This window comes from Cytophagaceae bacterium ABcell3, from assembly GCA_030913385.1.
Taxonomy (GTDB): domain Bacteria; phylum Bacteroidota; class Bacteroidia; order Cytophagales; family Cytophagaceae; genus ABcell3.
On the sequence record CP133159.1, the window covers coordinates 1,332,782 to 1,358,405 of the forward strand.

Annotated in this window: 25 protein-coding genes; 6 read left to right on the forward strand and 19 right to left on the reverse strand. The window is 38.2% G+C overall.

Features of this window, described 5'->3' with window-relative positions; genetic code table 11:
* Window positions 1–81 precede the first annotated feature (81 nt).
* From RCC89_05560 to RCC89_05595, 8 genes are all read right to left on the reverse strand, one after another.
* Window positions 82–2,874, reverse strand: a complete 2,793-nt coding sequence (locus RCC89_05560; protein WMJ72630.1) for an outer membrane beta-barrel protein — start codon at window positions 2,872–2,874, stop codon at window positions 82–84.
* A 96-nt stretch (window positions 2,875–2,970) separates the two neighbouring features.
* Entirely contained in the window at window positions 2,971–3,612 is a 642-nt protein-coding gene (locus RCC89_05565) for a hypothetical protein (GenBank protein WMJ72631.1), read from the reverse strand.
* 310 nt (window positions 3,613–3,922) lie between these two features.
* On the reverse strand, window positions 3,923–4,471 hold the full coding sequence (locus tag RCC89_05570) for an RNA polymerase sigma factor (protein ID WMJ72632.1): 549 nt from the start codon (window positions 4,469–4,471) through the stop codon (window positions 3,923–3,925).
* Between the two features lie 21 nt (window positions 4,472–4,492).
* Entirely contained in the window at window positions 4,493–4,978 is a 486-nt protein-coding gene (locus tag RCC89_05575; protein ID WMJ72633.1) for a Spy/CpxP family protein refolding chaperone, read from the reverse strand.
* 2 nt (window positions 4,979–4,980) lie between these two features.
* Complete coding sequence (locus tag RCC89_05580; GenBank protein ID WMJ72634.1) at window positions 4,981–5,286, reverse strand: hypothetical protein; 306 nt, start codon at window positions 5,284–5,286, stop codon at window positions 4,981–4,983.
* Between the two features lie 254 nt (window positions 5,287–5,540).
* Complete coding sequence (locus tag RCC89_05585) at window positions 5,541–6,017, reverse strand: DUF4168 domain-containing protein (GenBank protein WMJ72635.1); 477 nt, start codon at window positions 6,015–6,017, stop codon at window positions 5,541–5,543.
* 185 nt (window positions 6,018–6,202) lie between these two features.
* Complete coding sequence (locus RCC89_05590; protein WMJ72636.1) at window positions 6,203–6,700, reverse strand: DUF4168 domain-containing protein; 498 nt, start codon at window positions 6,698–6,700, stop codon at window positions 6,203–6,205.
* A 274-nt stretch (window positions 6,701–6,974) separates the two neighbouring features.
* On the reverse strand, window positions 6,975–7,493 hold the full coding sequence (locus RCC89_05595; GenBank protein WMJ72637.1) for a hypothetical protein: 519 nt from the start codon (window positions 7,491–7,493) through the stop codon (window positions 6,975–6,977).
* A 361-nt stretch (window positions 7,494–7,854) separates the two neighbouring features.
* Between RCC89_05595 and RCC89_05600 the strand changes: the two genes are divergently transcribed.
* Complete coding sequence (locus RCC89_05600) at window positions 7,855–8,280, forward strand: DUF1232 domain-containing protein (protein WMJ72638.1); 426 nt, start codon at window positions 7,855–7,857, stop codon at window positions 8,278–8,280.
* Between the two features lie 131 nt (window positions 8,281–8,411).
* Here RCC89_05600 and RCC89_05605 read toward each other — a convergent pair whose 3' ends face one another.
* The gene (locus RCC89_05605) at window positions 8,412–8,960 is read right to left on the reverse strand and encodes a pyridoxamine 5'-phosphate oxidase family protein (GenBank protein ID WMJ72639.1); all 549 of its coding nucleotides are present in this window, start codon (window positions 8,958–8,960) and stop codon (window positions 8,412–8,414) included.
* Between the two features lie 116 nt (window positions 8,961–9,076).
* On the reverse strand, window positions 9,077–10,852 hold the full coding sequence (locus tag RCC89_05610) for an ATP-binding protein (protein ID WMJ72640.1): 1,776 nt from the start codon (window positions 10,850–10,852) through the stop codon (window positions 9,077–9,079).
* 642 nt (window positions 10,853–11,494) lie between these two features.
* Here RCC89_05610 and RCC89_05615 point away from each other — a divergent pair.
* The 4 genes from RCC89_05615 to RCC89_05630 all read left to right on the forward strand — a co-directional run bounded on the left by RCC89_05615 (window position 11,495) and on the right by RCC89_05630 (window position 18,764).
* A complete protein-coding gene (locus RCC89_05615; protein WMJ72641.1) occupies window positions 11,495–13,978 on the forward strand; it encodes a PIG-L family deacetylase in 2,484 nt (827 codons plus the stop codon).
* Window positions 13,979–14,104: 126 nt separating this feature from the next.
* Window positions 14,105–15,808: a sodium:solute symporter gene (locus tag RCC89_05620; GenBank protein ID WMJ72642.1), complete on the forward strand. Its 1,704-nt coding sequence runs from the start codon at window positions 14,105–14,107 to the stop codon at window positions 15,806–15,808.
* A gap of 103 nt (window positions 15,809–15,911) precedes the next feature.
* Window positions 15,912–17,306 carry a chromate efflux transporter gene (gene chrA / locus RCC89_05625; GenBank protein WMJ72643.1) on the forward strand — a complete coding sequence of 465 codons (1,395 nt, stop codon included), beginning with the start codon at window positions 15,912–15,914 and terminating at the stop codon, window positions 17,304–17,306.
* A gap of 249 nt (window positions 17,307–17,555) precedes the next feature.
* Window positions 17,556–18,764 (forward strand): ATP-binding protein, encoded by a 1,209-nt coding sequence (locus RCC89_05630; protein ID WMJ72644.1) that lies wholly within the window; start codon window positions 17,556–17,558, stop codon window positions 18,762–18,764.
* Between the two features lie 120 nt (window positions 18,765–18,884).
* Here RCC89_05630 and RCC89_05635 read toward each other — a convergent pair whose 3' ends face one another.
* On the reverse strand, window positions 18,885–19,715 hold the full coding sequence (locus tag RCC89_05635) for a DUF2911 domain-containing protein (protein WMJ72645.1): 831 nt from the start codon (window positions 19,713–19,715) through the stop codon (window positions 18,885–18,887).
* A 176-nt stretch (window positions 19,716–19,891) separates the two neighbouring features.
* Between RCC89_05635 and RCC89_05640 the strand changes: the two genes are divergently transcribed.
* Complete coding sequence (locus RCC89_05640; GenBank protein WMJ72646.1) at window positions 19,892–20,365, forward strand: flavodoxin domain-containing protein; 474 nt, start codon at window positions 19,892–19,894, stop codon at window positions 20,363–20,365.
* A gap of 374 nt (window positions 20,366–20,739) precedes the next feature.
* On the opposite strand, the gene RCC89_05645 is transcribed toward RCC89_05640, so the two are convergent.
* The 8 genes from RCC89_05645 to RCC89_05680 all read right to left on the reverse strand — a co-directional run bounded on the left by RCC89_05645 (window position 20,740) and on the right by RCC89_05680 (window position 25,528).
* The gene (locus tag RCC89_05645; GenBank protein WMJ72647.1) at window positions 20,740–21,489 is read right to left on the reverse strand and encodes a hypothetical protein; all 750 of its coding nucleotides are present in this window, start codon (window positions 21,487–21,489) and stop codon (window positions 20,740–20,742) included.
* 227 nt (window positions 21,490–21,716) lie between these two features.
* Window positions 21,717–21,986, reverse strand: coding sequence for a hypothetical protein (locus RCC89_05650; protein WMJ72648.1), 270 nt, complete (start codon window positions 21,984–21,986; stop codon window positions 21,717–21,719).
* A gap of 181 nt (window positions 21,987–22,167) precedes the next feature.
* A complete protein-coding gene (rimO, locus tag RCC89_05655; GenBank protein ID WMJ72649.1) occupies window positions 22,168–23,478 on the reverse strand; it encodes a 30S ribosomal protein S12 methylthiotransferase RimO in 1,311 nt (436 codons plus the stop codon).
* A 139-nt stretch (window positions 23,479–23,617) separates the two neighbouring features.
* Entirely contained in the window at window positions 23,618–24,571 is a 954-nt protein-coding gene (ftsY, locus tag RCC89_05660; GenBank protein WMJ72650.1) for a signal recognition particle-docking protein FtsY, read from the reverse strand.
* Between the two features lie 104 nt (window positions 24,572–24,675).
* Window positions 24,676–24,831 (reverse strand): DUF4295 domain-containing protein, encoded by a 156-nt coding sequence (locus tag RCC89_05665; GenBank protein WMJ72651.1) that lies wholly within the window; start codon window positions 24,829–24,831, stop codon window positions 24,676–24,678.
* A gap of 2 nt (window positions 24,832–24,833) precedes the next feature.
* The gene (gene rpmG / locus RCC89_05670) at window positions 24,834–25,016 is read right to left on the reverse strand and encodes a 50S ribosomal protein L33 (protein ID WMJ72652.1); all 183 of its coding nucleotides are present in this window, start codon (window positions 25,014–25,016) and stop codon (window positions 24,834–24,836) included.
* Between the two features lie 29 nt (window positions 25,017–25,045).
* Window positions 25,046–25,282 carry a 50S ribosomal protein L28 gene (gene rpmB, locus RCC89_05675; GenBank protein ID WMJ72653.1) on the reverse strand — a complete coding sequence of 79 codons (237 nt, stop codon included), beginning with the start codon at window positions 25,280–25,282 and terminating at the stop codon, window positions 25,046–25,048.
* Between the two features lie 81 nt (window positions 25,283–25,363).
* On the reverse strand, window positions 25,364–25,528 hold the full coding sequence (locus RCC89_05680) for a DUF5522 domain-containing protein (GenBank protein WMJ72654.1): 165 nt from the start codon (window positions 25,526–25,528) through the stop codon (window positions 25,364–25,366).
* Between the last annotated feature and the right edge of the window lie 96 nt (window positions 25,529–25,624).

The window sequence follows — 25,624 nt, forward strand, 5'->3', positions numbered from 1 at the left end:
TTAATAAATATGTCTTGGGGTTTGTATTATGTTAAATTTATATGGTTTAATCTGTTAAAGCAATAATGGGCTTGTTTTATTTTAGTTTTCCTCAGGCAATTGTTGTGCCATGCTTTTAAAAGATCTTAAATTATATGTAAAATTCAACATGATATAACGCTGAAGTACATTGGTCATTACATCTTCTACATAAGCTTCTGTAACTACCCTTTGAATATTATTGTTTTGCCCTAATAAATCATAAACGGATAAAGTTACTTCTCCACGTTGATTGTTGAAGATTTTTTTTCCGATACTCATATTCCAAAGGAAAAAACTTTGATTGAAACCTTCTGCTAATCCTGAGTAGAGCTGATGGTTTATGGTCGTTCTGCATACCAAACCTTTCCAGAAAATCCAGTTAAAGGAAAACTGGGTGCTTTGGCTAATAAAACTTGTGTTTAGATCGGATCTTAGCGTATTTTCTACAAAATTGAAATTTGTGTTAGATGCGATCGTAAAGTCTAAATTCTGGCTGATGTTACTGCCTAATGTAAATCCTAAGCCAAAGTTATTGTTGTATGAATAGTTTAAGAGGTTGTTGATTAGCCCTGGTCTTCGAGTATGGCCTGCCCTGAAGTTTAAGCCTAAGTTTGACTTAATTACTTTTACAGGGAAGCTGTAACTAGAAAATGAATGTAAACTATAGTACCCGTCCAAGTTTACAGGTCTTGTTAACTGTGCACCTCTTTGCAAAAGTATACCTTCAGCCAGCATGGTGTCTTGGCCTGCAATATAGGTGCTGTTTGAAATAAAATTGTTGATAAACGTGCCACTAACATAAGTGAAGAAGTTAGCTCCCTTCTCTGGTTGTGACGCAGAATATCTGACAAATATCCTGTTTCTGTATTCTTGGACAAGGTCTGCGTTTCCACTGTATAACTTTAATGGGTTATTGTTATGAATTACATTTTGTAGCTGTTCCACATTAGGCACACGGGTGTATGTCCGGTAAAACACTCTAAGGTTTTTTGTTTTACTAAAGTCATAACGGAGCATGGCCGATGGTAATAGGTTTGAGAAGTTTCTCGTGAATGTGCCAGGATTGGGAAACTCCCTTTCTCCGTTTAACTGTGCCCATTCGTAGCGAAGCTTTATGTTGAAACGGAGCTTGTCTTTCTGGTACCGGTATCCGCCCCCTACTCTTTGGGAAACATAATTGCTGTTGAAAATATTGGATAATGCTGTATCTATGACAGTGTATCCCATTTCAGGAAGTGAATACTGAAAGGTACGCCTGTCGGAAATATTGTCTTGCCAGGTAAACCTGTGGTCAAGCTTGAGTTGTCCGTTTTTTCCTAAAGGTTCAGTATAAGCCGTTGTAGCTGAGATATTGGCGCCATTGGTAATTAGTTCTGCATATTGGTCTATAGTGTCGGCGATAAGCCCATTATGGTAAAAGATGTTCCCTGCATTCAGGAAATTTTCTCCATGGTTTCTGTTATAGCCTGTGTGCAAGTTCATAGAGAGGGTTCTACCTTCTTTAGAGAACCGTCGTTTGTAAAGAATATCATTGGCAAGGTTATAGCCCATTAAATCGGTATTGAAAATATTGCCTGTTTCGTTGAGCATTATGCCATTGAGCCGGTTCTCACCATTAAGCTCTGAGTTTCCGTCATTCTGATGCAAGGTTACCCTCGGAAGAATTAAAAAAGAGTTCATGGAGTCTATTTTATGTTCAATCCGAAAATTTAACCTGTGGTCTATATTTCTTGTTAAAGAGAGGCTGTTTTCCCTGTAGCGTTGAATAGAGTCCGAAAGGACATACGATCTGTTTAGTCGGTGGTCGGTGACGATATTGCTTCTGTTGAAAAAGTAGCTTCCGGTAACTTCAGTTTTTTTGCCCCACTTGTCTGAATAATTAATCCCTAAAGCACTGGTTTGAGCTATGCCATCTTGAGTGCCAATCTGAAAATCGCTGATATCAGACCCTGCACCTTGCCTGCGTCTTCCCCTTCTTCGGTTGCCGCCTTCACCTCCAATACCTTCTAAATCCTCGGAAGAAAAGTTCTGAATGTTTATGTTGTTGGTTTGTCCAATAACAGAGATTCTTTGGTCACCATTAAAGGCATTTATGTTTCCTCCTGCCTTATACCTGGAATCGGTGCCATACCCTCCGTATACACGACCAAATTTCCCGTTTCGCATGTCTGGCTTGGTGATAATATTAATTGTTTTGGAAGTTTCCCCATCGTCGAATCCTGTGAACTGTGCTTGTTCACTTTGGCGGTCATATACCTGAATTTTAGATACGGCATCTGCTGGAAGGTTCTTTAAGACTACACTCGGATCGTCTCCAAAGAACGGTTTTCCGTCAACAAAAATCATTTTGACATCTTCGCCTTGTACTTTAAGCTTTCCATTTTCCATTACCACTCCCGGCATTTTTTTTATCAGATCTTCTACGTTGGCATCTGGATTTACTTTGAAGGATTCTGCGTTAAACTGGCTTGTGTCGCCATTTTGGGTCACAGGGGGGATTTCGCCTTCTATATTAATTTCATCAAGCAATAAGTCTTCTCCTTGCATTTTTAGGGTGTCTAGAAGCAACGGCTCCTTGCTTACCTCAACTTTCTTATTGAGTTCATAGTAACCTAATGATGTTATTTGTAAAGCGTATACACCTGGTTTTACTGATTTGAAAGAAAAACTGCCTTCGTCATCAGTGTAAGTAGCTTTTTTTGTCGAGTCAGGCAGGCTAATTAATTTCACCCATGCTCCCGTAAGCGGAAAATCAAATGATTCGTCTACTACAACTCCTTCTAGGTGGGTTTGCGCTGTTACGTGTAGACTTATAAAAGTAAGAATGATAAAAAGCGAATTTCTGAAAAGCATAAGGCGTCCTGAAACAAAGAACGGAAAAATATTGATTGGTATTTTTACTAATGTAAATTAAAAATGCCCGGGAACTTCTTGTCCCAGGCGTTTTTATTATCGGCGAGAGCGTTTGTGCCCATGGTGTTTTTTTGAGCGGTTTTCTTTATATTTTTCGTACTGCTCTTCTGAAAGTATGTTCTTAAGTTCAGCTTTCTTCTCTGAGCGGATGTTTTTTATTTCTGCTCTTTTTTCCTCCTCTGAAAGCGCCTCATTTCCTTTAACTTCTTTTATGTTTCTTCTGCTTTTTTCTTTTAAATCCTTCCAATCGTTAACCTGCTCGTCAGTAAGGTCTAAGTCTTTTTGAAGCTGTTTGAAGTCTGCTTTACGGTACTTTTTCTTTTTGCCTTTGTGCTCTTTCGCAAAAGACTCTCTTTTCTCATTAACCTTTTGGACTTGCTCTGCTGTTAATATTTCATTGACTTCACTTTTCTGTTCTTTGCTTAGGCTCATAAAAGCTTCTCTTCTTTCTTGTGGAGACAGCTCTTCGTTGTTCTTCACTTCAGAGAATCTTTCCTTATACTTTTTCTGGATGGTATTCATTGCTAGTTCCTGCTCATCGCTTAGGTTTAGCTCTTGTCTAAATGCCTCCTTTTTTTCGGCACAATTAGCTCTTTTCTGCTTGTGGTATTTTTGTGGAGACTGAGCAAATGCGACAGTACTTCCTAGAATTGCTATACTCAAAAATATCTTTTTCATAACTTTCTGGTTTAGTTTTTAGGTTTATTAATCAATCTATATGGTTAGACGCTTTCTGAAGTTTTTTCCTGCGGTATGATTGCCTTTTTTTGCAACATTTTTTTCTAGTAAATAATTTGATGTTTATTTTGTGTGGAAACAGCTATCGTTTGTGCAAATACAATTAAGTTCGCCTCACTGGTTTTTCTTATTTGATTTTAATAAAGAAGGGGCTTGTAAAAGAACACGTGAATATCAGCGGGTAATGACTAGCAATTTTTAGGTGTCAGTCGATTAGTTTTCGCTTGTTTGTGTTAAGGTCGGATGTGTGTTATGATTTATAGCTGTTGTAAAAGTCGCCCAACCATTTTCTTAAATTTTTCTTCGCACGGACTAGAAGGGATTCTACCGCAGACTCTGACACTTCCATGATTTTACTTATTTCTTTACCACTAAGCCCTTCCATTTGAGAAAGAATGAATGCTGTCTTTTGATTTTCTGGCAGTTTATTAATTTCGGTAAATAAGATTGCTGAATTTTCTTGATTCTCGAGCTTAACTCCTGGGTGCGAAAAGTCGGCCTGCTCGTGAAGCACTTTGCCTGATTCTGGATCAAATAAGGAAGTAAGCCAGGCAAAGCGTTTTTTTCGTTTGTTGCTTTTAAGGTGGTCCAGCGATTTGTTTACTGTAATTCTATAGATCCAAGTTCTCAATGCAGACTTTCCTTCAAATTTCTGAATATTAAAAAATACATCGACAAATACATCTTGCGTGATTTCTTCAGCGTCAGATACATTTTGTACCATGCCCAAAGCGGTATTGTACACTTGTGCTTTGTGCAATTCATAAATTTCCTTCAGAATTTCTTCGGAAAGTGCCACTGCTTGATGATTTTTATAAAACTATTCTTCTGAATGGTGTCTGTGGCCTCTTCCTCTGCGGTGGCTTCTGGTAAACCGCTCTGACATTTCGCCTACGAACTCGTTGAACTGTTCTTTTTGCTCTTCAGTCAAAAAGTTTTTTATGTTTTTAAAATGATTAAAAGTTATTAATTCCATTTGCTGTTGTATATCTGCGGCTTCCCGAGTTAGGTTTTGGGCCTTCATGGTGTCTGGTTGGGTGTCTTGTAGAAGAAGAAAAGTTTGTTTACGGGCCTTCATCTTTTCTATTCTCAATGTACGTAGCTCCTGACGGTACTCTGACCTTAGTTGCTCATATTTTTCTTGTTGGTCTTCGGTCATATTTAACCTTTCTATTAGCATAGTATGTGGTCGCCTTATTCTCTCATGCGTTGGTCTGTCTGATAAATAAAACATGTAGGTTAGTGTTGCTATGTTGATTATTAACAACAGTACAACAGCAATTTTTAAGAACTTTACTGTTTGCATGATTAATCAAAATAAGAAATGTAAAAATCTTCGTTGTCCATTAATTCGTACTCTTCTACTACCTGATCAATTTGATCTGTTTGTTCGCCTTGAAAAGCTGTTGTTCCTAAAATGTTTAGGAAGATGAGCAAAGACATGGCTGTAGTTAGCTGCCAGATCGAGCGTCTGGATACAGGTCTTTCCAACGCACGCTTTTCTTCTATTTTGTTTACTATTTTCCTGAAAAGAAATGGTTGAGGATCAGCTTTTTCTGCTGTATCAAGGCTTCCCATTACCTGATTGACCCATTGTTCTTTTTCTTTTTCCATATAAGGTTAGTCGACGTTTGAAACTAGTTCCTGCGGTTTGCTATATTTTTTTTACCTGAAATATGCGATAGATTTTCTCCTAAGAGCAAAATATCATAAATCAGTACTTTTGGATCGCACAACATAGCGGCGCTAAAGTTCTATTTCATCTTGTATGTTTAACTTAATTTTTGCTATAGAGTTTGTTTTTCTTTGTCGGAGGCAAAAAAAAAGAGGCCTTTATTGGCCTCTCTTCTCAGTTGTTGGTTGTTTTGCTATTTTGGGGCATTTTTAAGAAGATTATCTAATTTTTTCTTAAAATCTGCGTCTTCTTTATATGCAATGGAAATTTGTTGGTAAGTTTCCAGGTCAATAAACTCTTCTATGGCATCGCCTGCTTTTTCTCTGGCGTTTTTTTGAAGTTTTATTACTTCTATTACTGCTGCTTTAAAGTCCTCCCTTTCTTCACCAGATAACTTGGCTTCAGAAAGCTGTCCTTCTTGTTGCGCTACCAATATTTCATTGAACCGGTCCACTTTCAGGTCGTGTTTTTCAATAGTTGCTACCATCACTTCTTGCTCTTCTTTTTGGATTTCAGCAGCCTTTTTGTAAGCCAAAATAAAGTTTTTTAACTCTTCACCAGTAAACTCCGTTCTTAGTTCTTCTTCAGTTTCTTCTTCTGATTGAGCAAATGCAGCAGTGCATAACAGCATGGCGCAAAATAGCATGAAGGTGATTTTTATCTTGTTCATCTGATTCAATGAAATTATGTGCTTAATGAGTTTTTAACGAAAAATGGATCAAGTTTAATACCACATCATATAAAGATAGTAAAAAAAAGTAAAGTGCAAAATTTGATATATCAAGATATATAAACAAAAAAAGGAGGCCGAAGCCTCCTTTTATATACAATAGGATATTAACAAGAAAATACCAATTAGTTAAGTCCTTCCATTAGGGTGTCCAACTTCTCTTTTACAGCAGGGCTTTGCTGATATGCCATAGCAATCTGCTGGTAAGTATCCATCCCGATTTCTTTTTCTATAACGTCGTTTACTTCTTTTTGTGTTTCTTGCTGCACTTGCATAACTTCTTTAACAGCTACATCAAAGCTGTTTTTCTCTTCATCTGAAAGCTCAACTTCTTGCTGTTGTTGCTGTGCAGTAAGTATTTCATTGAAGCGGTTAACGTCTAAATCTTGTTTCTCAATGGCAGCGATCATTACCTCTTGGTTTTTTTGCTGTATTTCAGTAGTTTGTTGATACACATTGATAAACTTTTCCAGTTCAGCATCGCTAAAGTCATCTTTTACTTCTTGTTCCTGAGCAGGCGGCTGATCTGGTAGTTGCGCCATTGCCGCAGAGCTAAAAAGCAAAGCAGCGCAAAGTGTTAAAATGTTTTTTCTTCCTTTGAATTTCAAAAGGGAAAGAATCATAAGCAATTGTCTTTTTAATTAAAAATATAATTTCTCTATAAATGTAACGACTTATTAAGTTATTATTGTAGGAAGGGTTGGTTTTTTTATAAAAAAATCAAAAAAGTTAGATGTTTAACCAAAAGTGCATTAAGATATGCGCTTCTTGGCGGAAAAAATACTTTTTTGAGTTAAAGGGAAGAAATAGAAAAGCCGTACCCAAAGGGCACAGCTTTTTTTCTATTGTTTTCTAGGTTGGGGTTCCTTGCCTAAGTAATGCTTGGAAGCGTATTTGTTAGTTTTTTAGCTCTAGCAAAGAGTTGATCTTTTCCTGAACTTCCGGGTGTTGTTGATAGCTAAGGACAATCTCCTTATATTGCTCGATGCCTATATCACCTTCAATAAGTTGTGAGATTTCTGCCTCCACATTTTTTTGAACCTCATTTACTTTAGCGAAAGCTTTGTTAAATGACTCCATCTCTTTTTCGTCGGCAGCAATATTTTCAGGATCTAATTGATTCGAAAGAATTTCATTGAAACGTTCTAAGTTTATGTTTTCATTCTCAATCGCCTGAATCATTTCCGGCTGGTTTTTCTCTTGAATATCTGCCGTTTTTAAATACAAGTCTGCAAATGCTTGTAGTTCCTCATCGCTAAAGTTACTTCTAACCTGTGGTTGCTCCGGTAATTGTTGCTCTTGCGGTACTTGTGCAGGATCTTGCGCCGTGCTGATCAATGCTGGTACGATCATAATGGCTACTAATCCGAAAATGAATAATTTTTTTCCTAATCCTTTGAGTCTAAGTTTTTTCATGTCTGTTTTTGTAAAGAGGTTGAGATATCCGGTTGCTACTTTATAACCGAGCCAAGTAAGCGTAAGTTCCCTTTGTGTATTTTGTTGAGTGCTAGCTGTTTTTGTTTAATTGCAGGTTGTTTGCTCACAGTGTCGGTTTATTTTTCAACCGTAAAAAAGTATTGGGAGTTCGCTATAAGTGATGATCATTATAGGTTAATGTATATATCAAAATTGCCTATTTTAAGCATGATATAAATTTCGTGTAACTTGTTTTTTGTCAGGTTGTTTTGGGTGTTATAGGAATTCCTATTTTATATTTTGGGTCAAAATGCTTATATTATTTAGCTGGTTTTACGTTTATGGGTTAAAAAGAATAGTTATGGATCAGAAGAAGTTCGCTAAAAAATATTCTGAAAGTGCATTTTGGAGTAAAGTAAAGCTTTTTGCAAAGAAAGCTGGAGCCAGGGTTATTTATGCTGCGCTGCTGCTATATTATGTATTACAAAAAGAAGATGTTCCTAAGTGGGCGAAAGGGGTGGTATTGGGTGCTTTGGGCTACTTTATTTCACCGCTTGACTTAATCCCTGATTTTGCAGCTCCTATAGGATATACTGATGACTTGGCAACACTTTTGGCAGCTTTGGGTGCTTTAGGAATGTTTGTGGACATAAGGACTATGGAGAAAGCTAAAGGTGTGATGACGCAATGGTTTGGTGAAAACATAGAAAAGGAACTAGAAGGTTTTAAAATTCCTTTTAAGCCGTCTTTCTCGAACAGTGTAAATAAAACTGGAAATTCCCAATAAAAGGATGAAGGAAAATTAGTCTGAACACGTGGCCTGTAACAACAAGTTAACCCAAATTATGCATTGGCTCTGATCAAGTGTTTCATGCCTGTTGCATAATTCGGGTTTAGTTATATGCTAGCTACTATTTATTAATAGTCTATTTTTTTATTTTCGCCAGCTTCATATTGTTGTCCTGTAACGGCAGCTTTTGCCATGCCAATCGCTTGCTTTAGTTTGCCAGAAGGCGCATCCCAATATTCGGCTTTGTCTACTTCTACCCTTATGAGGGCAATGTTTTCGTCCTCTTTTCCCTTAGGGAACCATGCTTTCAAGACTGGGCTCCATAGTTCTTCTATCTTGTTCTGGTCTTTGATGGTAGCAGCGTGACCGCTTACTGAAATATATGTTTCGCTGTCTCTGTCCATGAAGTTGATATTGACATGGCCATCATGTTCTATTTCTTCAGTTTTGGGTGCATTGGCCTGGGTAAAGAACCACATTACACCTTCGTCTTCCATTTTTGACAATGACATAGGGCGGCTTCTTAGCATGCCATCATTGTCTATAGTGGTCAACATGGCTATTTTGATGTCTTTTACTAGGCCTTTTAATTTTTCGTGCTTCTCCATATCTCTATTTCTTTTCCCTCCTATATAAACAACAAAACCTAAGAGCTCTCTGTTTAGTTGGCGCTTCATTAGTGCAGGTTTACAGGGATCATTTGTGCAAAAGCTTGAAATTATGCCTGATCGTTTGTGCTGGTGATTTTTTTCTGTGCGTAGGAGGCTGGGTATAGAAATAGGCTTTGACTGTATTACTCTTGGCCCTTATCGTTCAGGACGAAGGTAAAACGTGTGCCATAACCATGTTTGCTGGTGCAGTGTATTCGTCCGCCTAGTTTATTTATGGTGTATTTTACAAGGTAAAGCCCAAGTCCTGAGCCTTGAGATAACTCTGTGCCTCGGAAAAACATATTGAAAATACGTTTTTTTTGTTTTTCTTTTATGCCTGTCCCGTTGTCTTCGACATGGACTTTTATGCCATTTCCATACTTTTTTACAACGACAGATACTTTTGAAGGCCTTGCTAATTTTCTACGATACCTGACTGCGTTTTCCAACAGGTTGCTGAAAATAATATGTAGGAAAGTTTTGTCTGTATTGAAGGTGTTTATGTTCTGAACCGAACATGAAAATTGAATGTCTTCAGCTTCAGGTACTGATCTTAAGGCTTCTAGCCATGCCTCGTGGATAAAAGCATTTAGTTTAATGGATTCTTTTATTGGCAGCGATTGCCTGATTTTAGCCACATTAATTAAAAGATGCACCGTGTCACTCAATTTCATACACCTTTGATTGATCATGTCAAGGTACTTAAGTGATGTCTGGTCTTGCACTTCATCTTTGCCAATCATGGTTAGCCCTTCAATAGATGCTAGCGGGCCTTTTAAGTCATGGGATGCCTTATAGATAAAAGTGTTTAGTTCTGAATTGGTTTGCTTCAGTATTTTTTCGTTTTCCCTTAACTTTTCCTCGTATATTTTTCTTTCGGTTATGTCTGTGATCAGGCCTTCTATGAAAATGAGTTCGCCGCCTTTGTTGAAAACGGGCTTCCCTTGCTCCCAAAACCATTTTAGTATGCCATCGGCAGTGGTTGCCTTATATTCAACTTCATAGGAGCTTTTGCAATTAATGGCTTTGGTGACAGCCTCTACTGTCTCTTTTTTATCGGAAACGTGAATCAAATCTGTGAAGCATACTTTATTGTTGTAAGCAACTGCCGAAGGTGGATATCCGGTCAACGCATGGCAACCTTCGCTGAGGTAGATCATGGTGCGACATTTGTCGAACAAACTGCGAAATACCATGGCAGGCACATTGCAAGGCAGGTTTTCTGGCTGAGACTTTTCGTCGGATTCTGTATAGCTGTCTATTGGCTTCCAATAGCTACGGATTTGGTTTTTGTTTTCTTGAGATGAATTGATGGATACTTCCATCCATAGGTAATCTCCGAAAGGCTTTTTTAATCTGACTCGGGTGGTAACTGGCTGCTTGTTGACCAAAACTGGTTGCAAAGCATGTGTGAAAAAGTACTCCCTGTCGTCTGGGTGCAGATGCTTGAATAGGTCGTTTAAGATGTATTCTGAAAACTGTAGTCCGACCTTGTCAGGAATACCTGATAGTTCTAGTACTTTCCCAGTTAAATCGTGCGTGGCTGTGAAATTATTTAAGAAACATTTTTTCCCTTCAATGCTCGACTCAATGTCATTGCTTATAAAGACAAAGTAAAATTTGTTTTTTGTATTCGCCTCAGAACTGACCAAAAGGGTGCCGTTGCCCCAGTAGGGAATTGAGACAGCCGTTTGAGTGCTCGCACCTGGTTTTAGGTTCAGGAGGGTTGTATGCGAGATAACGCCTTTTAATGCGGGTAAACGCTCTAAAAGGTTATCTCCAGGTTTTAATTCTTGCGATAGCTGGTGCGTAAATTGATTGACTTCTTTTACGTTTAGTAATAAGTCAGTGGCTAGCACAGGTAGGGAAGAATTTTTTTCTATAAGATTAAGCAGGGTATTTTGTAACTGCTTTTCCATTAAAAATTATATCTTTTATTTAAAATGTGAAAGTAATAATTTTATATTTATTTTACTAAAAAAAAGGTAAATAAACATTACTTTTTTGCTTTTCTATTTGTTTTACTAGGATTTGCCTTTTGAAAATGTATTTTTTAATAAAATTTGTTAGTGTAATTTTTACATAGTATGTTTTTAAAAATTGCCAGTGTTGATCTAAAAATCATGTTTGTACTTTAGTTGTTATGGAAACGAAATCAATTGGTTAGAAAAAATGTGCCTTGCCTTAGAATAAAAGCCAACAGTTAGTTTGTTAACGATAGCTATAGTCTGATCTTTAAACTTCAGAATTCTTTTTTTATTGTTGAAGTTCAATACTATATGCTTAAATTGTATAGGTAAAGTTTGCTACTATGCATTGAAAGTTAACACCTGATGTTCGTAGTTTTGCCAATAATTTTTACTCATTATGGTTAAACCTGAATATGCATTAGAACTTTCTTTTGCCCCTCATAACGAAATCTAATGCATAGTCCAGGTTAAAGCAGTCATTCAACACCTTCAGAAATCCTTGCTTGTATATCCAATGTACCTCTTATATTTGCGTTATCTAAAGGAGTTATAGTTAATGTTGTATTTTTTAATAAATCATCCCTCTTATTCATGTCGTTGAGTTTTCGTTTGGCAACAATATTATATTTGTTTGCTTTTTCGCTATTAGCCCAACCTTTACATCAAAAGGATGGGGTACAATTAAAAGAGGAGCTTAAAAAATTGACGGTAACGGGTACCGCTTTGTATCTAGCTGCTCATCCTGATGATGAGAATACCGGCCTTATTGCTTATATGGCCAATGAACTTAAAGTTAGGACTGCTTATTTGTCCTTGACTCGTGGAGATGGAGGGCAAAACTTGATCGGCTCAGAACAGGGCGAAGAGCTAGGTGTTATTCGTACTCAAGAGTTATTAGAAGCTAGGAAGACTGATGGGGGAGAACAATATTTTACCCGGGCCTATGATTTTGGATATTCAAAGTCGGCTGAGGAGTCTATGGATATTTGGGGAAAAGACAGTGTATTGGCAGATGTAGTATGGATTATCAGAAATCTCCAACCTGATGTTATTATAACGCGTTTCCCGGGTTTCGAAGCTTACGGTCATGGGCACCACACGGCCTCTGCCTTGCTGGCACAAGAGGCTTTTTTTGCAGCAGCCGATCCAGAGCAGTTCCCTGAACAACTGGAGCATGTAAATGCTTGGCAAGCCAAACGTTTGTTATATAATGCTAGCCGCTGGTGGAATCCTGATTTGGAGGCATATTATGAAAAAACAGGAAAAAAACACATTAAAGTAGATATAGGTGTGTTTAATGCCCCGCTGGGTTGCTCATATACTGAGATTGCAGCCAATAGTCGTACTAAGCATAAAAGTCAAGGGTTTGGCACTACACCTACCAGGGGAGCTTATACAGAATATCTCGAACTGACAGAGGGAGAGCCAATGGAAGAAGGGATTATGGATGGTGTCGATCTTTCTTGGGATAGGGTAGAAGGTGGAAAAAAAGTGAGTAATCTTTTGAAAAGGGCATTGCGGAAATTTGATACCGATAAACCTCATGAATCACTTCCGTTGCTTGTTCAAGCACATAAAGAGCTTGGCAAGCTTTCACAAAGTAACCCTATAGTGGCTTATAAGATAACTCAGTTAGAAGACTTGATTGCAGGCTGTGGTGGATTTTGGATGGAGGCTTTTGCCAATAACTATTATATCAGCCCAGGTGGTGAATTAAATATAAATACAGGTTTTTTAAACCGCTCTGGAGTTTCTGTTATATTGGAAAAGATAGCCTTGCCCGAAGTCGGTTTTTCTGAGTCTATAGGTTTAGAAGTCGGTAATGTGATGCATAATCAGGAGTTTGTTTTTAATGTTCCTTTAGATAAAATGTATTCTCAACCTTATTGGCTAGAACATGACCGTACAGGGGGACTTTTTGATGTTAGCTCATATGATAAATTGGGTTTAGCGGAAGGAGAACCTGCTTTTTCGGCTGTTTTTACTTGTAGCATTGAGGGGGAACCTTTTGAGTTTTCTGTGCCTGTGCTGTATCGGTGGAATGACCCTGTAGATGGCGAAAGTTTTCGTCCGGTAGAGGTAACACCGCAAGTTGCTGTCAATTTCACTGAACCATCTTATATCTTTGGTAGCGACGGTGAAGAACAGATAGAGGTACGTGTGAAAGCACTTATGCCTATGCAGGTTGGAGAGGTGTCTGTCCAGGTACCTGATGGCTGGGACATAAGTCCTAAAAGTATTCCTGTCAATATTGGTAAAGCTGGGGAGGAATGGAAGATTTCGTTCTCGATAACTGCGCCTGAGGACGAGGCTCATGGATACCTTGAGGCCATTTTTCGAACCAGCCAAGGCGAAATACTTGATAAATCATTGGTGAGTATTTCATACCCCCATATTAATACCCAAACTATTTTTCCCAAAGCCGAAACCCCTATAGTTAGGGTGAAAGTAGAAAAAGGAAATGAACGAATCGGCTACATTATGGGGGCGGGCGATAAGGTACCTGAAATGTTGAAGAACATAGGTTATGAGGTGGAGCTTATTTCTGACGCCCAGTTAAAAAGTGGTGACCTCTCGAAGTATGATGTTGTGATAGCTGGTGTACGTGCCTTTAATACTAAAAGCGAGCTGAGTTACCTAAATAGTGTGCTTGTTGATTATGTCCGGGACGGAGGTACATTTATTGTTCAGTACAATGTTAGCCGTGGTTTGGTAACGGAGGAAATAGGGCCATATCCTTTTGAAATAACTCGAGACCGGGTAACTGTGGAAGATTCTCCTGTTCGTTTTCTCCAGCCAGAGCACCCTGTGCTAAATACCCCCAATAAAATTACCATGCAGGAGTTTGAAGGATGGGTTCAGGAACGTGGTTTGTATTTTGTAGGAGAGCGTGATGTTCGTTATGAGTCTGTACTTGCCTTTCAAGACCCGGGGGAGGACTTTTTAGACGGCGGGTTGCTTCTCGCAGAACATGGTCGTGGTAAATTTATTTATACAGGATTGTCATTTTTCCGGCAGTTGCCTGCTGGGGTGCCTGGTGCATATAAACTGTTTGTTAATCTTATTTCATATTGATATGAAAGAAACAGAGGATAAACCCCCTTTAATGGGAAGCTGGAAAAACTTATACTGGTTTGTAATAGGCTTTCTTGTTTTTCAAATGCTCATATTTTATTGGATAACAGAATCGTTTAGGTAGTTTTGAACAATATATTAAGCACAATAGACTGGGTAGTTTTACTGGGGACTTTGCTTTTCATTGTCTTTTATGGGGCATTTAAGCATAAGGCTAGTAAGAATATGGAAGGTTACCTGATGGGAGACCATGATATGAAGTGGTATACTATTGGTCTTTCCGTTATGGCCACCCAGGCAAGTGCCATTACTTTTCTGTCTACTCCTGGCCAGGCCTATATTGACGGAATGGGTTTCGTGCAATTTTATTTCGGGCTTCCTTTGGCTATGGTTTTCTTGTCAATTTTTGTACTGCCCATTTATTATCGTTTGAAAGTTTATACCGCTTATGAGTTTTTAGAAAACCGGTTTGATTTAAATACGAGGCTTTTAGCAGCGTTTTTGTTTCTTTTGCAGCGTGGGTTGGCGGCAGGTATTACCATTTATGCTCCAGCAATCATTCTTTCTTCGATCTTAAATTGGCCACTGAACCTCACAAATCTCCTTATTGGTATACTGGTTATTATTTATACAGTATCAGGGGGGACAAAGGCGGTAAGTCAGACGCAAAAACAGCAAATGGCTGTTATTTTTGCTGGTATGGTGGTGGCCTTTTCTATCATTGTATCGCTGCTCCCGGACAATGTGTCTTTTGGCGGTGCTATGGAAGTGGCAGGAACCATGGGGAAGCTTGAAACCATTGATTTTTCCATTGACTTGGAAGAGCGGTATACCTTTTGGTCCGGAATAACTGGTGGCCTTTTTTTGGCTTTGGCATATTTCGGAACAGACCAGTCTCAGGTGCAAAGATACCTATCCGGGCGATCAGTTACGGAAGGAAGGTTGGGACTCCTGTTTAATGGTATGTTAAAAATACCTATGCAGTTTTTTATTCTTCTGACAGGGGTCATGGTATTTGTGTTTTATCAATTTGTCCAGCCTCCTGTCCACTTTAATGATGTTGGACTTCAAATGGTGAGGGAAAGTGCTTATGCCGATAGCCTGAAGGGGTTAGAGCAAGAATACCAAGCAAACTTTGAGCGAAAAAAAGCTGATATCGAAGAAATGCTTGAGCTTTCTGCCATAGATGCAAAAAATGCAGCAGAAGAGAAAAAGAAGGTTATCAATAAGTATGAATCCCGTAATAATGAAATAAGGGAACAGGTAAAAGGGTTGATCTCGTCTGTAAATCCAGACGCTGAAACCAAGGATGCCGATTATATTTTCGTGACCTTTATTATTAACTACCTTCCCACAGGTGTTATTGGTTTGTTGCTTGCCGTTATTTTTTCAGCCGCCATGTCATCAACAGCAGGTGAGTTGAATGCCCTTGGGTCTACAACAATAGTAGATTTTTACAAAAGGGTGGTAAAGCCAGACGGTAGCGACCAACATTATTTGATGATGTCTAAGCTTTTTACTGCATGTTGGGGTTTTCTTGCTATTGGGTTTGCTTTTTTTGCCTCCTTGGTAGACAACCTGATACAAGCGGTGAATATCCTAGGGTCGATATTTTATGGTACCATTTTAGGGATATTTGTAGTGGCATTTTTCTTCAAATGGGTTAAAGGCTTGCCGGTTTTCATTGCGGCAATTATTTCCCAGATTTTTGTCATTGTCTTATATTGGGCTTCAGATATTGGTTTTTTGTGGTTTAATGCATTTGGTTGCCTTAGTGTAATGCTACTTAGCACGCTAATTTCTTTTGTTTTGAAACAAAATGAAAGGTAATATAGAATACTAGTCTAATTTTGTACACGGTCTGGTAAATAGCTTGTTTTAGCTTAGTTTCGGTATTTTTTGTTTCTTTAAATAAGAACTAATAAACGTTTTTATGTCATCTGATCCTCCAAAAGATAATTTTGATAAAAAATCAATTCCTTATAAAGAGGGTTTTAAAACCTGGTTTCGCATAGCCCTTTATAGCTTTGGAGGTCCGGCGGGTCAGATTGCAGTTATGTTTAAGATTTTGGTTGAGGAAAAGAAGTGGATCAGTGAAAGCCGTTTTCTTCATGCCCTTAACTATTGTATGCTTCTTCCTGGACCTGAGGCGCAGCAGTTGACTATATACATAGGCTGGCTCTTGCACAAGGTAAAAGGGGGCGTTACTGCTGGGGTTCTTTTTGTGCTTCCTGGATTTATATCCATATTGATACTTAGTTTACTTTATACAGGGTATAGAGATACAGACTATGTACAGGCCATTTTTTATGGTATAAAACCGGCGGTAATGGCCATTGTACTACAAGCTGTTTTTAAAATAGGAAACAAAGCCCTGAAGAATGAGGTTATGGTTGTCCTTGCTGCTTTAGCTTTTATTGCCATTTTTTTCTTTGATATTCCTTTTCCGTTTATTGTCATTTTCGCTGGGCTTGCGGGATACATTGGCGGTCAAGTATGGGAGCATAAGTTCTTGGTCATCAAAGGTCATGAAGCTACAAAGCAAGTTGATGTACAGCAATATTTTATTGATTCAGTTTTTACAGAGAGGTCTGTTCGGCCTTCGTTTATATCATCTCTAAAAACAACTATTTTTTGGCTCGCACTATGGTTGCTTCCTATCGGTGTTATAGCTTTAGTGTTAGGTCGCGACAATATTTTCGCTGCCGAAGCCATTTTTTTCAGTAAAGCTGCCGTCGTAACCTTTGGTGGCGCTTATTCTGTATTGGCATTCATAGCCCAGCGTGCGGTAGAGGTTTACGAATGGTTGCAGCCTGGCGAAATGTTAGATGGTTTGGGTATGGCAGAAACCACGCCAGGCCCCCTGATTCAAGTTGTACAGTTTGTTGGTTATATGGGTGCATGGCGGCATGCCGGAACGCTCGATCCTGTAGTCGCAGGAGTGTTTGCTTCTTTTCTGGTGACTTGGGTCACTTTTATTCCTTGCTTCATGTTCATATTTTTAGGGGCTCCCTATATTGAATATTTGCGGGGCAATAAAATCTTGAGTACCGCTTTGTCTGCTATTACGGCTGCCATTGTAGGGGTTATTTTAAATCTGGCGGTTTGGTTCAGTATCCACACACTTTTTGAAGATGTACGTGTTTGGGAAGGCTTCGGCATGTCTGTGGATGTGCCTGTGTGGGATACTATAGACCCTGTTGCCTTTTTTATTGCCGTTGCTGCCTTTATTGCCATCTTTAAATTTAAAGTGAGTATTTTTAAGGTCTTGGGAGCGAGTGTTGTGGCTGGGCTTATATATTTTCTCGTTCCTCAAATAATTTTATAAGTTCTAGCTTAAATTGTCTGTCAGCTACTGATTGTTGTTGATAAAAGCTTCCTTGTTCGTAATTTTTCCTGTCTCTATTATCGGTTAATATGGTTTTATATTTAAAATTTTTAACTTTTTTGTATAAGATTTTAAGTATACTTAAAACTTTTATTATTTTTAGATAAAGTTTTAAGTATGATTAAATATTTTGTTAGTTGTTGGTGGAGTTTTAAGTATGCTTAATTTTAGTTGTATAAATAATTTTGTATGAGTCCGAAGACAGTTTTTCATAGAGAGAAGTATTTAAAAGCTGTTAAACCTTATATCGGTAAACAGTTAATAAAGGTTTTTACCGGACAGAGACGAGTAGGTAAGAGTTATTTGATTTTTCAAATCATAGAAGTTATTAAAAAAGCGTCTGAAAAAGCTAATATTATATATATTAATAAGGAAGAGCTTGAGTTTGATTTTGTTAAAGATCATATGGACTTGTATGAATATGTGATAAGTCAAAAAGTAGAATCTGCGCAGAATTATGTATTTATAGATGAAATTCAGGATATTTCTGGGTTTGAAAAAGCTTTGCGCTCTTTTGTTTTGGATGAAAGCCTAGATTTATATTGTACAGGATCTAATGCTAATTTATTATCCGGTGAGTTTGCAAATTTTTTAAGTGGCAGGTACATAGAAATAAATGTGCATAGTTTAAGTTATCAGGAATTTTTGCAATTTCATCATTTGAAGAATGATGAAGGGGCTTTAAAAAAGTATCTTAAATATGGGGGCTTGCCTTATTTGATTCACCTGCCCTTGCAAGATGAAGTGGTTTTTGATTATCTGAAAAACATTTATACCACTATTATCTATCGAGATATTGTTGAGAGGTATGCATTAAGAAATGTGAGGTTTTTAGAGAAACTTACGTTGTTTTTGGCAGGAAATATAGGGAGTCTATTTTCCGCAAAGAAAATTAGCGATTTTCTTAAATCACAACAAGTCAAAATTTCCACTAATCAGGTACTAACTTACGTCCAGTATCTAAAAAATGCCTTTATTGTTTATGAAGTGCCTCGGTATGATGTTTTGGGGAAAAGGGTATTTGAAATTGGCGATAAGTACTATTTTGAAAACTTAGGTATAAGAAATGCTTTGTGGGGGTTTCGCTTGGAGGATCAGGGTAAAATTTTGGAGAATGCAGTGTATAATCATCTGATTTTTTTATCCTATCAGGTCAAAGTAGGGGTGTTGAATAAAGAAGAGGTTGATTTTGTAGCTGAAAAGGCAGGAGAAATCCTGTATATACAGGTGGCTTTAAGGCTTGATGAGGAAAAAACGATAGAGATGGAATTCGGGAACTTACTCAAAATTCAGGACAACTATCCTAAATATGTTGTTACTAGGGACGGGTTTGAAGGAAATACATACAAAGGTATACCTGCCATTAGCTTGATGGAATTTTTACTTTGGGGGAAATAGTTGTCTACTTGTAAATGCACAGGTTATAAATTATTCCAAAATATATTTCAAAAAGAAGGTAGAAAATAAAAAAGCAGGCTCCTTTTGGGAAACCTGCTTTTAGTTAAAGTGAAATCATAATTATTTCCACTCAGCCAGCGCTTTTTCAACATTGGCTTTCCAGAAAAAGTAGCTGTCTTTGTCGCCAAGGTCTTTGGCTATTTTCGCAGCTTTGATAGCTTCTTTCATTTGCTTTTTCTCAGCAAGGATTTGAGCTTTTATCCAGTTGTTGTACCAGTGGCTTTGAAGTGAAACGGAAGTATTTGCAAGCTCTAGGGCTTTATCCATGTCTTTTTTATTCTCCAGAAGGTAACGTGCGGAGTTGGCAAACGACCTCCAGTTGTCTTCCATAGATTGGCTGATGTTGGCCATTGCCTGTTCATGGGTATTCAATTTTACCTTAAAGGGAATCCTTAGTTTTTCCCACTCAATAGAGACCGTTGCTTCTTCATTGTTGAAGTCTGTTATAAGAACGGCAAAGCGTTCGCGTAACGGGGCTTCTACTGGTTTAGCTTTTATGCGCAGTAGGTCGTCTTCCTCTTTATATCCTCTAGTGCCACCTTGATTGGTATCTTTGTTGAGAATGATTGTCCATTCATTTTTAGAAGGGATTGTAAACAAAGCGTACTTGCCGGCGGGTACAGTTGTCCCTTCTATTGTAACGTCTTTGCTAAAAGCAATAGTGGTTGCTGCATTGGCTCCTGTACGCCATAGCTCATCGTATGCAACTAGATCGCCCCATATTTGTCTACCAGCCACTGCCGGGCTGCTATATTCAACAGAAATATCTGTCAACCCTACTGTTTGGGTTATAGTCGCTTTGGGACTTGGTTTAGGTAAGTCTTGGGCAAGTGCTCCAAAGCTTAATGCAGCAGCTAAAACTGCGGTCAGTAAAAAATTACCTTTTTTCATTTTTTTATTTATGTGAAAGTTAATTGTTCAGACAATGAAGTAATAAAGAAACGTCTGCAATTGCAAATTATTCTTATCACCCTCTTGTCATTAATTGATTAATCTTAGCTTTTTTACTGCTTTATGTCAATTTCTTAAGCATAAACATTTTTTAGCTTTAAGTTTTTAAATATAGTATGAGAACAGCAATTATATATGCTTCTAAACATGGCACTTCAGGCAAAGTGGCCGATATTATTTCAGGCAAGCTGTCGGCGCATGATGTGACTGTTTATAGCTTAGCAAAAAACGGTAATCCTGATATTGGGTGCTATGACTTGGTCATTATTGGAGGGCCAATTTATGCTGGGAATCCATTGGATGCTATGAAGAAGTTTTGTGAAAAAAATCTTTCAGATCTTCTTCAAAAAAAGGTTGGCTTATATCTCTGTTGCATGAACAAGGCAGAGCAGCAGTCATATATGGAAAATTCCTTTCCTGAAGAACTCCGAAAGCATAGTTCTGCTTCTGTGATTGCCGGTGGGGAAATGATTCTAGAAAATATGAGTTTTTTTGAAAGGCTGATCGTGCGGTTTGTTGCCAAAACAAAAAAAAGTGTCTCCGCTATTGACTATCAGGCCATAGACAAATTTGTAGAAGAGATAAAGTAGTTATTTTATTTTATTATAGGATTACCCATTTAAGTTTAAAATGCTTTAAACTGTCTTTCTTAAATGGCGATATGTGTCATCGTTAGAAAATAAGGCGGCCATTGATGAAATTGCGTTAAGAACTTTATAAGCATGAAGCGGCCAAAAAATTTGCTGTTTAAGCCCGACGCAAGGAGGTGAGTTTCATCCCGATAGCTATCGGGATAGCGTAATGGTTATAAAGTTTAGCAAATTTCATCACAGGCCTTGACTTTTTTGCTTACTTTTTTTGTCTAAGAAAAAAAGTAAGGCCCTGCCGGCGAGGCAAAAAGTAATTTAGCGACCCTAAGTATACTAATAACACATAAGATATTTAAGTGGGTAACCCTAATTTGTTATTTTCTGTAATCGTCTAGAGATTTCTGTCTTATAATATGATATACAATGCCAAAAGATAAGTTTAGTCCTGAGGCATTGGGCCAAATTCTTGAGTTTGATATGGCTTCAGGTGCTTCATTTTTAAAATATCTCACGTTTGTTTGAGCAAAGGTTGAGAGTCCTTGTAAATAAAATAGCCCTGCCGAATATTCTACTCTTTTCTTTGGCCCTGAATAGGCTAATCTTAGCCCTGCTTCTAAAGAAAAGCTTTCGTTATTAGGTCCGTGCTGGCTGGTGGCCATAGTAAGGGTATCTTCATTGCTAATGGGAATTGGCGATGGGGCTGCTTCATTATTATAGTTTTGGGAGATTAGCAGTCGTATGCCTGCATAAGGTTGTAAACTTAAATAACTGTTCAGCTTGTGGGAGTATATTAACCTAAGCGGTATGTCATGGGAAGTGTTTCCTGTGGTTATGGAAGTGATTCTATTATTGTCTGAAAGTAGCCATGAATAGCGCAAGGTTCTGAACCTGATATAGCCCGTTTCAATGATCAGGTTTTCTGACAAGTATCCACCCAGACGGATGCCTCCAGCAGATTGCATGCGGTTATACCTGTCATAGTTTATGTCAATAAGTCCGCCGGGGTCATCTGCATGATAAAACCCGTAGTGGATGTTTCCTTCTAGTCCTATATACAGGCCGTTTTGAGAAAATGCTGATATTGGGAGTATAAAGACAATGAATAGAGCTAGCAGATGCTTCATAAAAGTGTTTTTTTCCTTTCGGCTTCTGAAAGACATAAAAAAAAGATGCGTCGCATTTGTAGAAATAACGAATCATTCTTATGAAAAAATCTTATGAGTTATATTCAACTATTATGCCATAAAACATTACCAGTTGTATATGGGTGCTTGGCTAAAGGGGAGGAGTGATACTATGTGAAAAATATGTAGGAAAAAAAGATGAGGGAATAGCCTCATCTTTTATCTTGTTATTCATTTACTGGAATAAAACACACCTGTTCATGCGCTGGGCCAGGTTGTCCAAATAAGTTGACTATTTTGTCCACCCTTATTTGCTCCATCGTGTTTAAAACTAAAAAAGTTCCTTCCTCATTTTCCTTTACATCAACGATATAGCCAGAAGAAGTTTCTTTGTCCTCTCCTTGGTAATGTTCTATCAACCCTGTTTTTTTTAACCTTATCGCCTCTTCTATCATCAGTAAAAAGGCTTGCGGTACTGGCACAAACGACTCTTTCATATTTCCCCCCTTCTTTTTTTGAAGAACAATATTTCGGGGTGGAAAATTCCTAGAGGCTTGCTATGTGAGAAAATTATTTGACTTAGACCTTGTGTCGAGGCAATTAAGCCTCACCCAAAGGCACAAAAAAACTGTACCAGTTCTAGTGGTACAGTTTTGATTTTTGATGAGGGGTGGCTATTTATACCACATCCCCATAAAGGTCAAATTCTGTGGCGTCGTGGATTTTTACATTCGCAAAATCGCCAAGACGGACATATTGATTCTCGGCGCTTACGAGCACCTCGTTGTCTACTTCTGGTGAATCAAATTCTGTTCGGCCAATAAAATAACCACTTTCTTTACGGTCAAACAGGACTTTATAGGTTTTCCCTATTTTTTCTTGATTGAGTTCAAGTGATATCCCTTCCTGAACTTCCATGATTCTTTGTTCCCTTTCCTGTTTCTCATTCGGACTGACATCGTCCTTTAACGTATGGGAATGGGTGTTTTCTTCGAGTGAATAGGTAAATACCCCAAGCCTTTCAAACCTAGTTTCTTCCACAAACTGGAGCAACTGTTCAAAGTCCTCTTCTGTTTCGCCAGGGTGTCCTGCAATAAGTGTAGTTCTTAATGCTATACCAGGCACCTTTTCCCTAATGGATTGAATAAGCTCCCTTGTGCGCCTTTCTGTAATGCCACGGCGCATAGTCTTTAACATGGAGTCAGTAATATGCTGTAGTGGCATATCCAAGTAATTGCAGATATTAGGACGTTCATTCATTACATCCAGAATATCCATTGGAAACTGGGAAGGATAGGCATATTGTAGCCTTATCCAGTCTATGCCTTCTACATCAGAGAGGTTTTTGAGTAAGTCCGCCAAGTTTCTTTTGCCGTAAATATCCATCCCATAATCGGTCAGGTCCTGCGCGATAAGTATCAGTTCTTTGGTACCTGTTCTTGCTAGGTTTTTGGCTTCCTTGACCAACTCCTCCATAGGGCGGGAGTCAAGTTTCCCACGCATAAGCGGGATTGCGCAAAATGAACAAGGCCTGTTGCAGCCTTCCGCAATTTTAAAATAAGCAAAATGTTTGGGCGTAGACGTTAGCCTTTCGCCAATGAGCTCATGTTTATAATTTGCTTTGAAGAGTTTTAGAAGCCTTGGGAGTTCATTGGTGCCGAGAAAAGCGTCTACGGCAGGTATTTCTTTTTCCAGGTCATCCCTATAGCGGGCAGAGAGGCATCCTGTTACATACACTTTTTCTACCAGCCCTTCATTTTTTGCTTCTGCATATTGAAGAATGGTGTCAATAGACTCTTGTTTAGCATTGTCAATGAAGCCACAAGTATTGATGATCACCACATTTGCGTCATCTTTATCAGATTCGTGCTCTGCTTCAATGCTGTTTCCTCTTAATTGGGTGAGGATATTTTCAGAGTCAACTAGGTTTTTAGAACACCCGAGGGTGACTATATTGACTTTCGTCTGTTTGTTTCCCTTAGTTTTCAAAGTGAATTAAATTTCTTTAGGCAAAAATATGTAGTTTTTGCCATAGGTTATAAGGTTTAGTGTTGAGTTTTGATCTATTTCGGCAAATTTTAAAGAAAAAAAGCTGTCGAAACAAGGAGTTAACGGTGGGGGCTAGTAGTTATTTTTTGAATAGAGAATCTACAAATTCGTTTTTGTTAAAAATTTGTAAATCGTCAATTCTTTCACCCACGCCTATATATTTTACAGGGATTTGGAATTCGTCGGAAATGCCTATCACAACGCCACCTTTTGCCGTGCCATCTAGTTTGGTAATGGCAAGGGCGGATACTTCTGTGGCTTTTGTAAACTCTCTTGCTTGATTGACTGCATTTTGTCCTGTACTTCCGTCTAATACCAGAAGCACTTCATGAGGGGCATCAGGAATAAACTTCTGGATGACCCGTTTCATTTTTGCAAGTTCATTCATTAAGTTAACCTTGTTGTGTAATCTTCCGGCGGTATCTATAATTACCAGGTCAGCTTTCATGTCCACGGCTTTTTTTACTGCATCAAATGCTACAGAGGCAGGGTCAGTGTTCATGCCGTGGTCAATAACAGGCACGCCCACTCTTTCTCCCCACAGTTTTAGCTGGTCTACCGCTGCCGCACGGAAAGTATCTGCTGCGCCGAGCACTACCTTTTTACCTCTATTGTGGAATTGTGAAGCAAGCTTTCCAATGGTTGTTGTTTTACCTACACCGTTTACCCCAACCACCATAATTACATAAGGACCGTCAACTTCTGGGATATAAAAATCCCGTAGGTCACCGCTGTTGTTTTCAGAAAGCAACTTGGCTATCTCTTCTCTTAAAATGGCGTTTAGTTCTGACGTGCTGACATAGTGATCTCTTTCTACCCTTTCCTCAATCCTTCTGATAATCTTGATGGTGGTTTGCACACCAACGTCAGATGAGACAAGTATCTCTTCGAGTTCATCAAGAACCTCTTCATCTACTGTAGATTTGCCCATCAAAGCTTTATTCATCCTGGAGAAAAAGCTGTCCTTGGTCTTTTCAAGTCCTTTGTCCAGAGAATCCTTGTTTTCTTTCGAGAAAAAGTCAAAAAACGCCATTGGGGAAAAGTTTAGTTAAACGTCCTTAGATTATTGTATTGGGCTAATATAATAAAAAAGTCCCATAAAGGGACTTTAATATAAATGATAATGTAAGGGAATTGTTATTTTTTTAATGTTTCCTGTACAAGGTCAAGAAGCACAATTTCTTCTTTGAAGGAATAAGCGCCGGTTTTCTCATTTTTTACTGCTCTGATCACCTTTGCGTAACCTTTGCTAGCATCGGCTTTTTTGAGGGTAGCAACTACTTTCTTAGCCATTGTTATTTAATTTCTTTGTGTACGGTATGTTTCTTTAAAATCGGATTGTATTTTTTTAGTTCAATCCTTTCAGTAGTATTTTTTCTGTTCTTGGTTGTGATGTACCTGCTAGTGCCAGGCTGGCCGCTGTTTTTATGTTCGGTACATTCAAGAATAACCTGAACTCTGTTTCCTTTTTTAGCCATGACTTAAAATATTTTTTATCTTTTTATAATCAGATGTTCTTGCCTTTTTTTCTGGCCTCCTTAAGTACAGCGCTAATGCCTTTTTTGTTGATTGTCTTAAGCGCAGTTGTAGAAACCTTTAGTGTTATCCACTTATCCTCCTCAGGGATATAAAATTTCTTTTTATGAAGGTTGGGATAAAACTTTCTTAAGGTCTTATTATTTGCATGAGACACTTTATTTCCAACCTGAGTTCTTTTGCCTGTTATATCACAAACCCTTGCCATGATTTTATCAGTTTATTTTTTAGATAATTGGGATGCAAATATCGGAATAATTTGTGGTACCGCAAAATATTTATAGAAAAATTATTTTCTGAAGCCATAAGGACAATGTTTACAGCCGTTTTTACAGCAGTATCCTCTGTTTTTCAGGTATTTTTCTGTAAAAACCAAAAGTCCCTCTTTATTATAGTAAAAATCGTGGCCTTCTTTTAGTGGTTCTTTCTTGTTTGTCTTTTGCATCTTCTTCATAGTTTACCTATGCCTAGCGCCACGGTTGTCATTTTTATTTGCTAACTTGCAACGCATTTAGAAAAAAAATGGTTTCATTTTAATCCTTGCAAATTT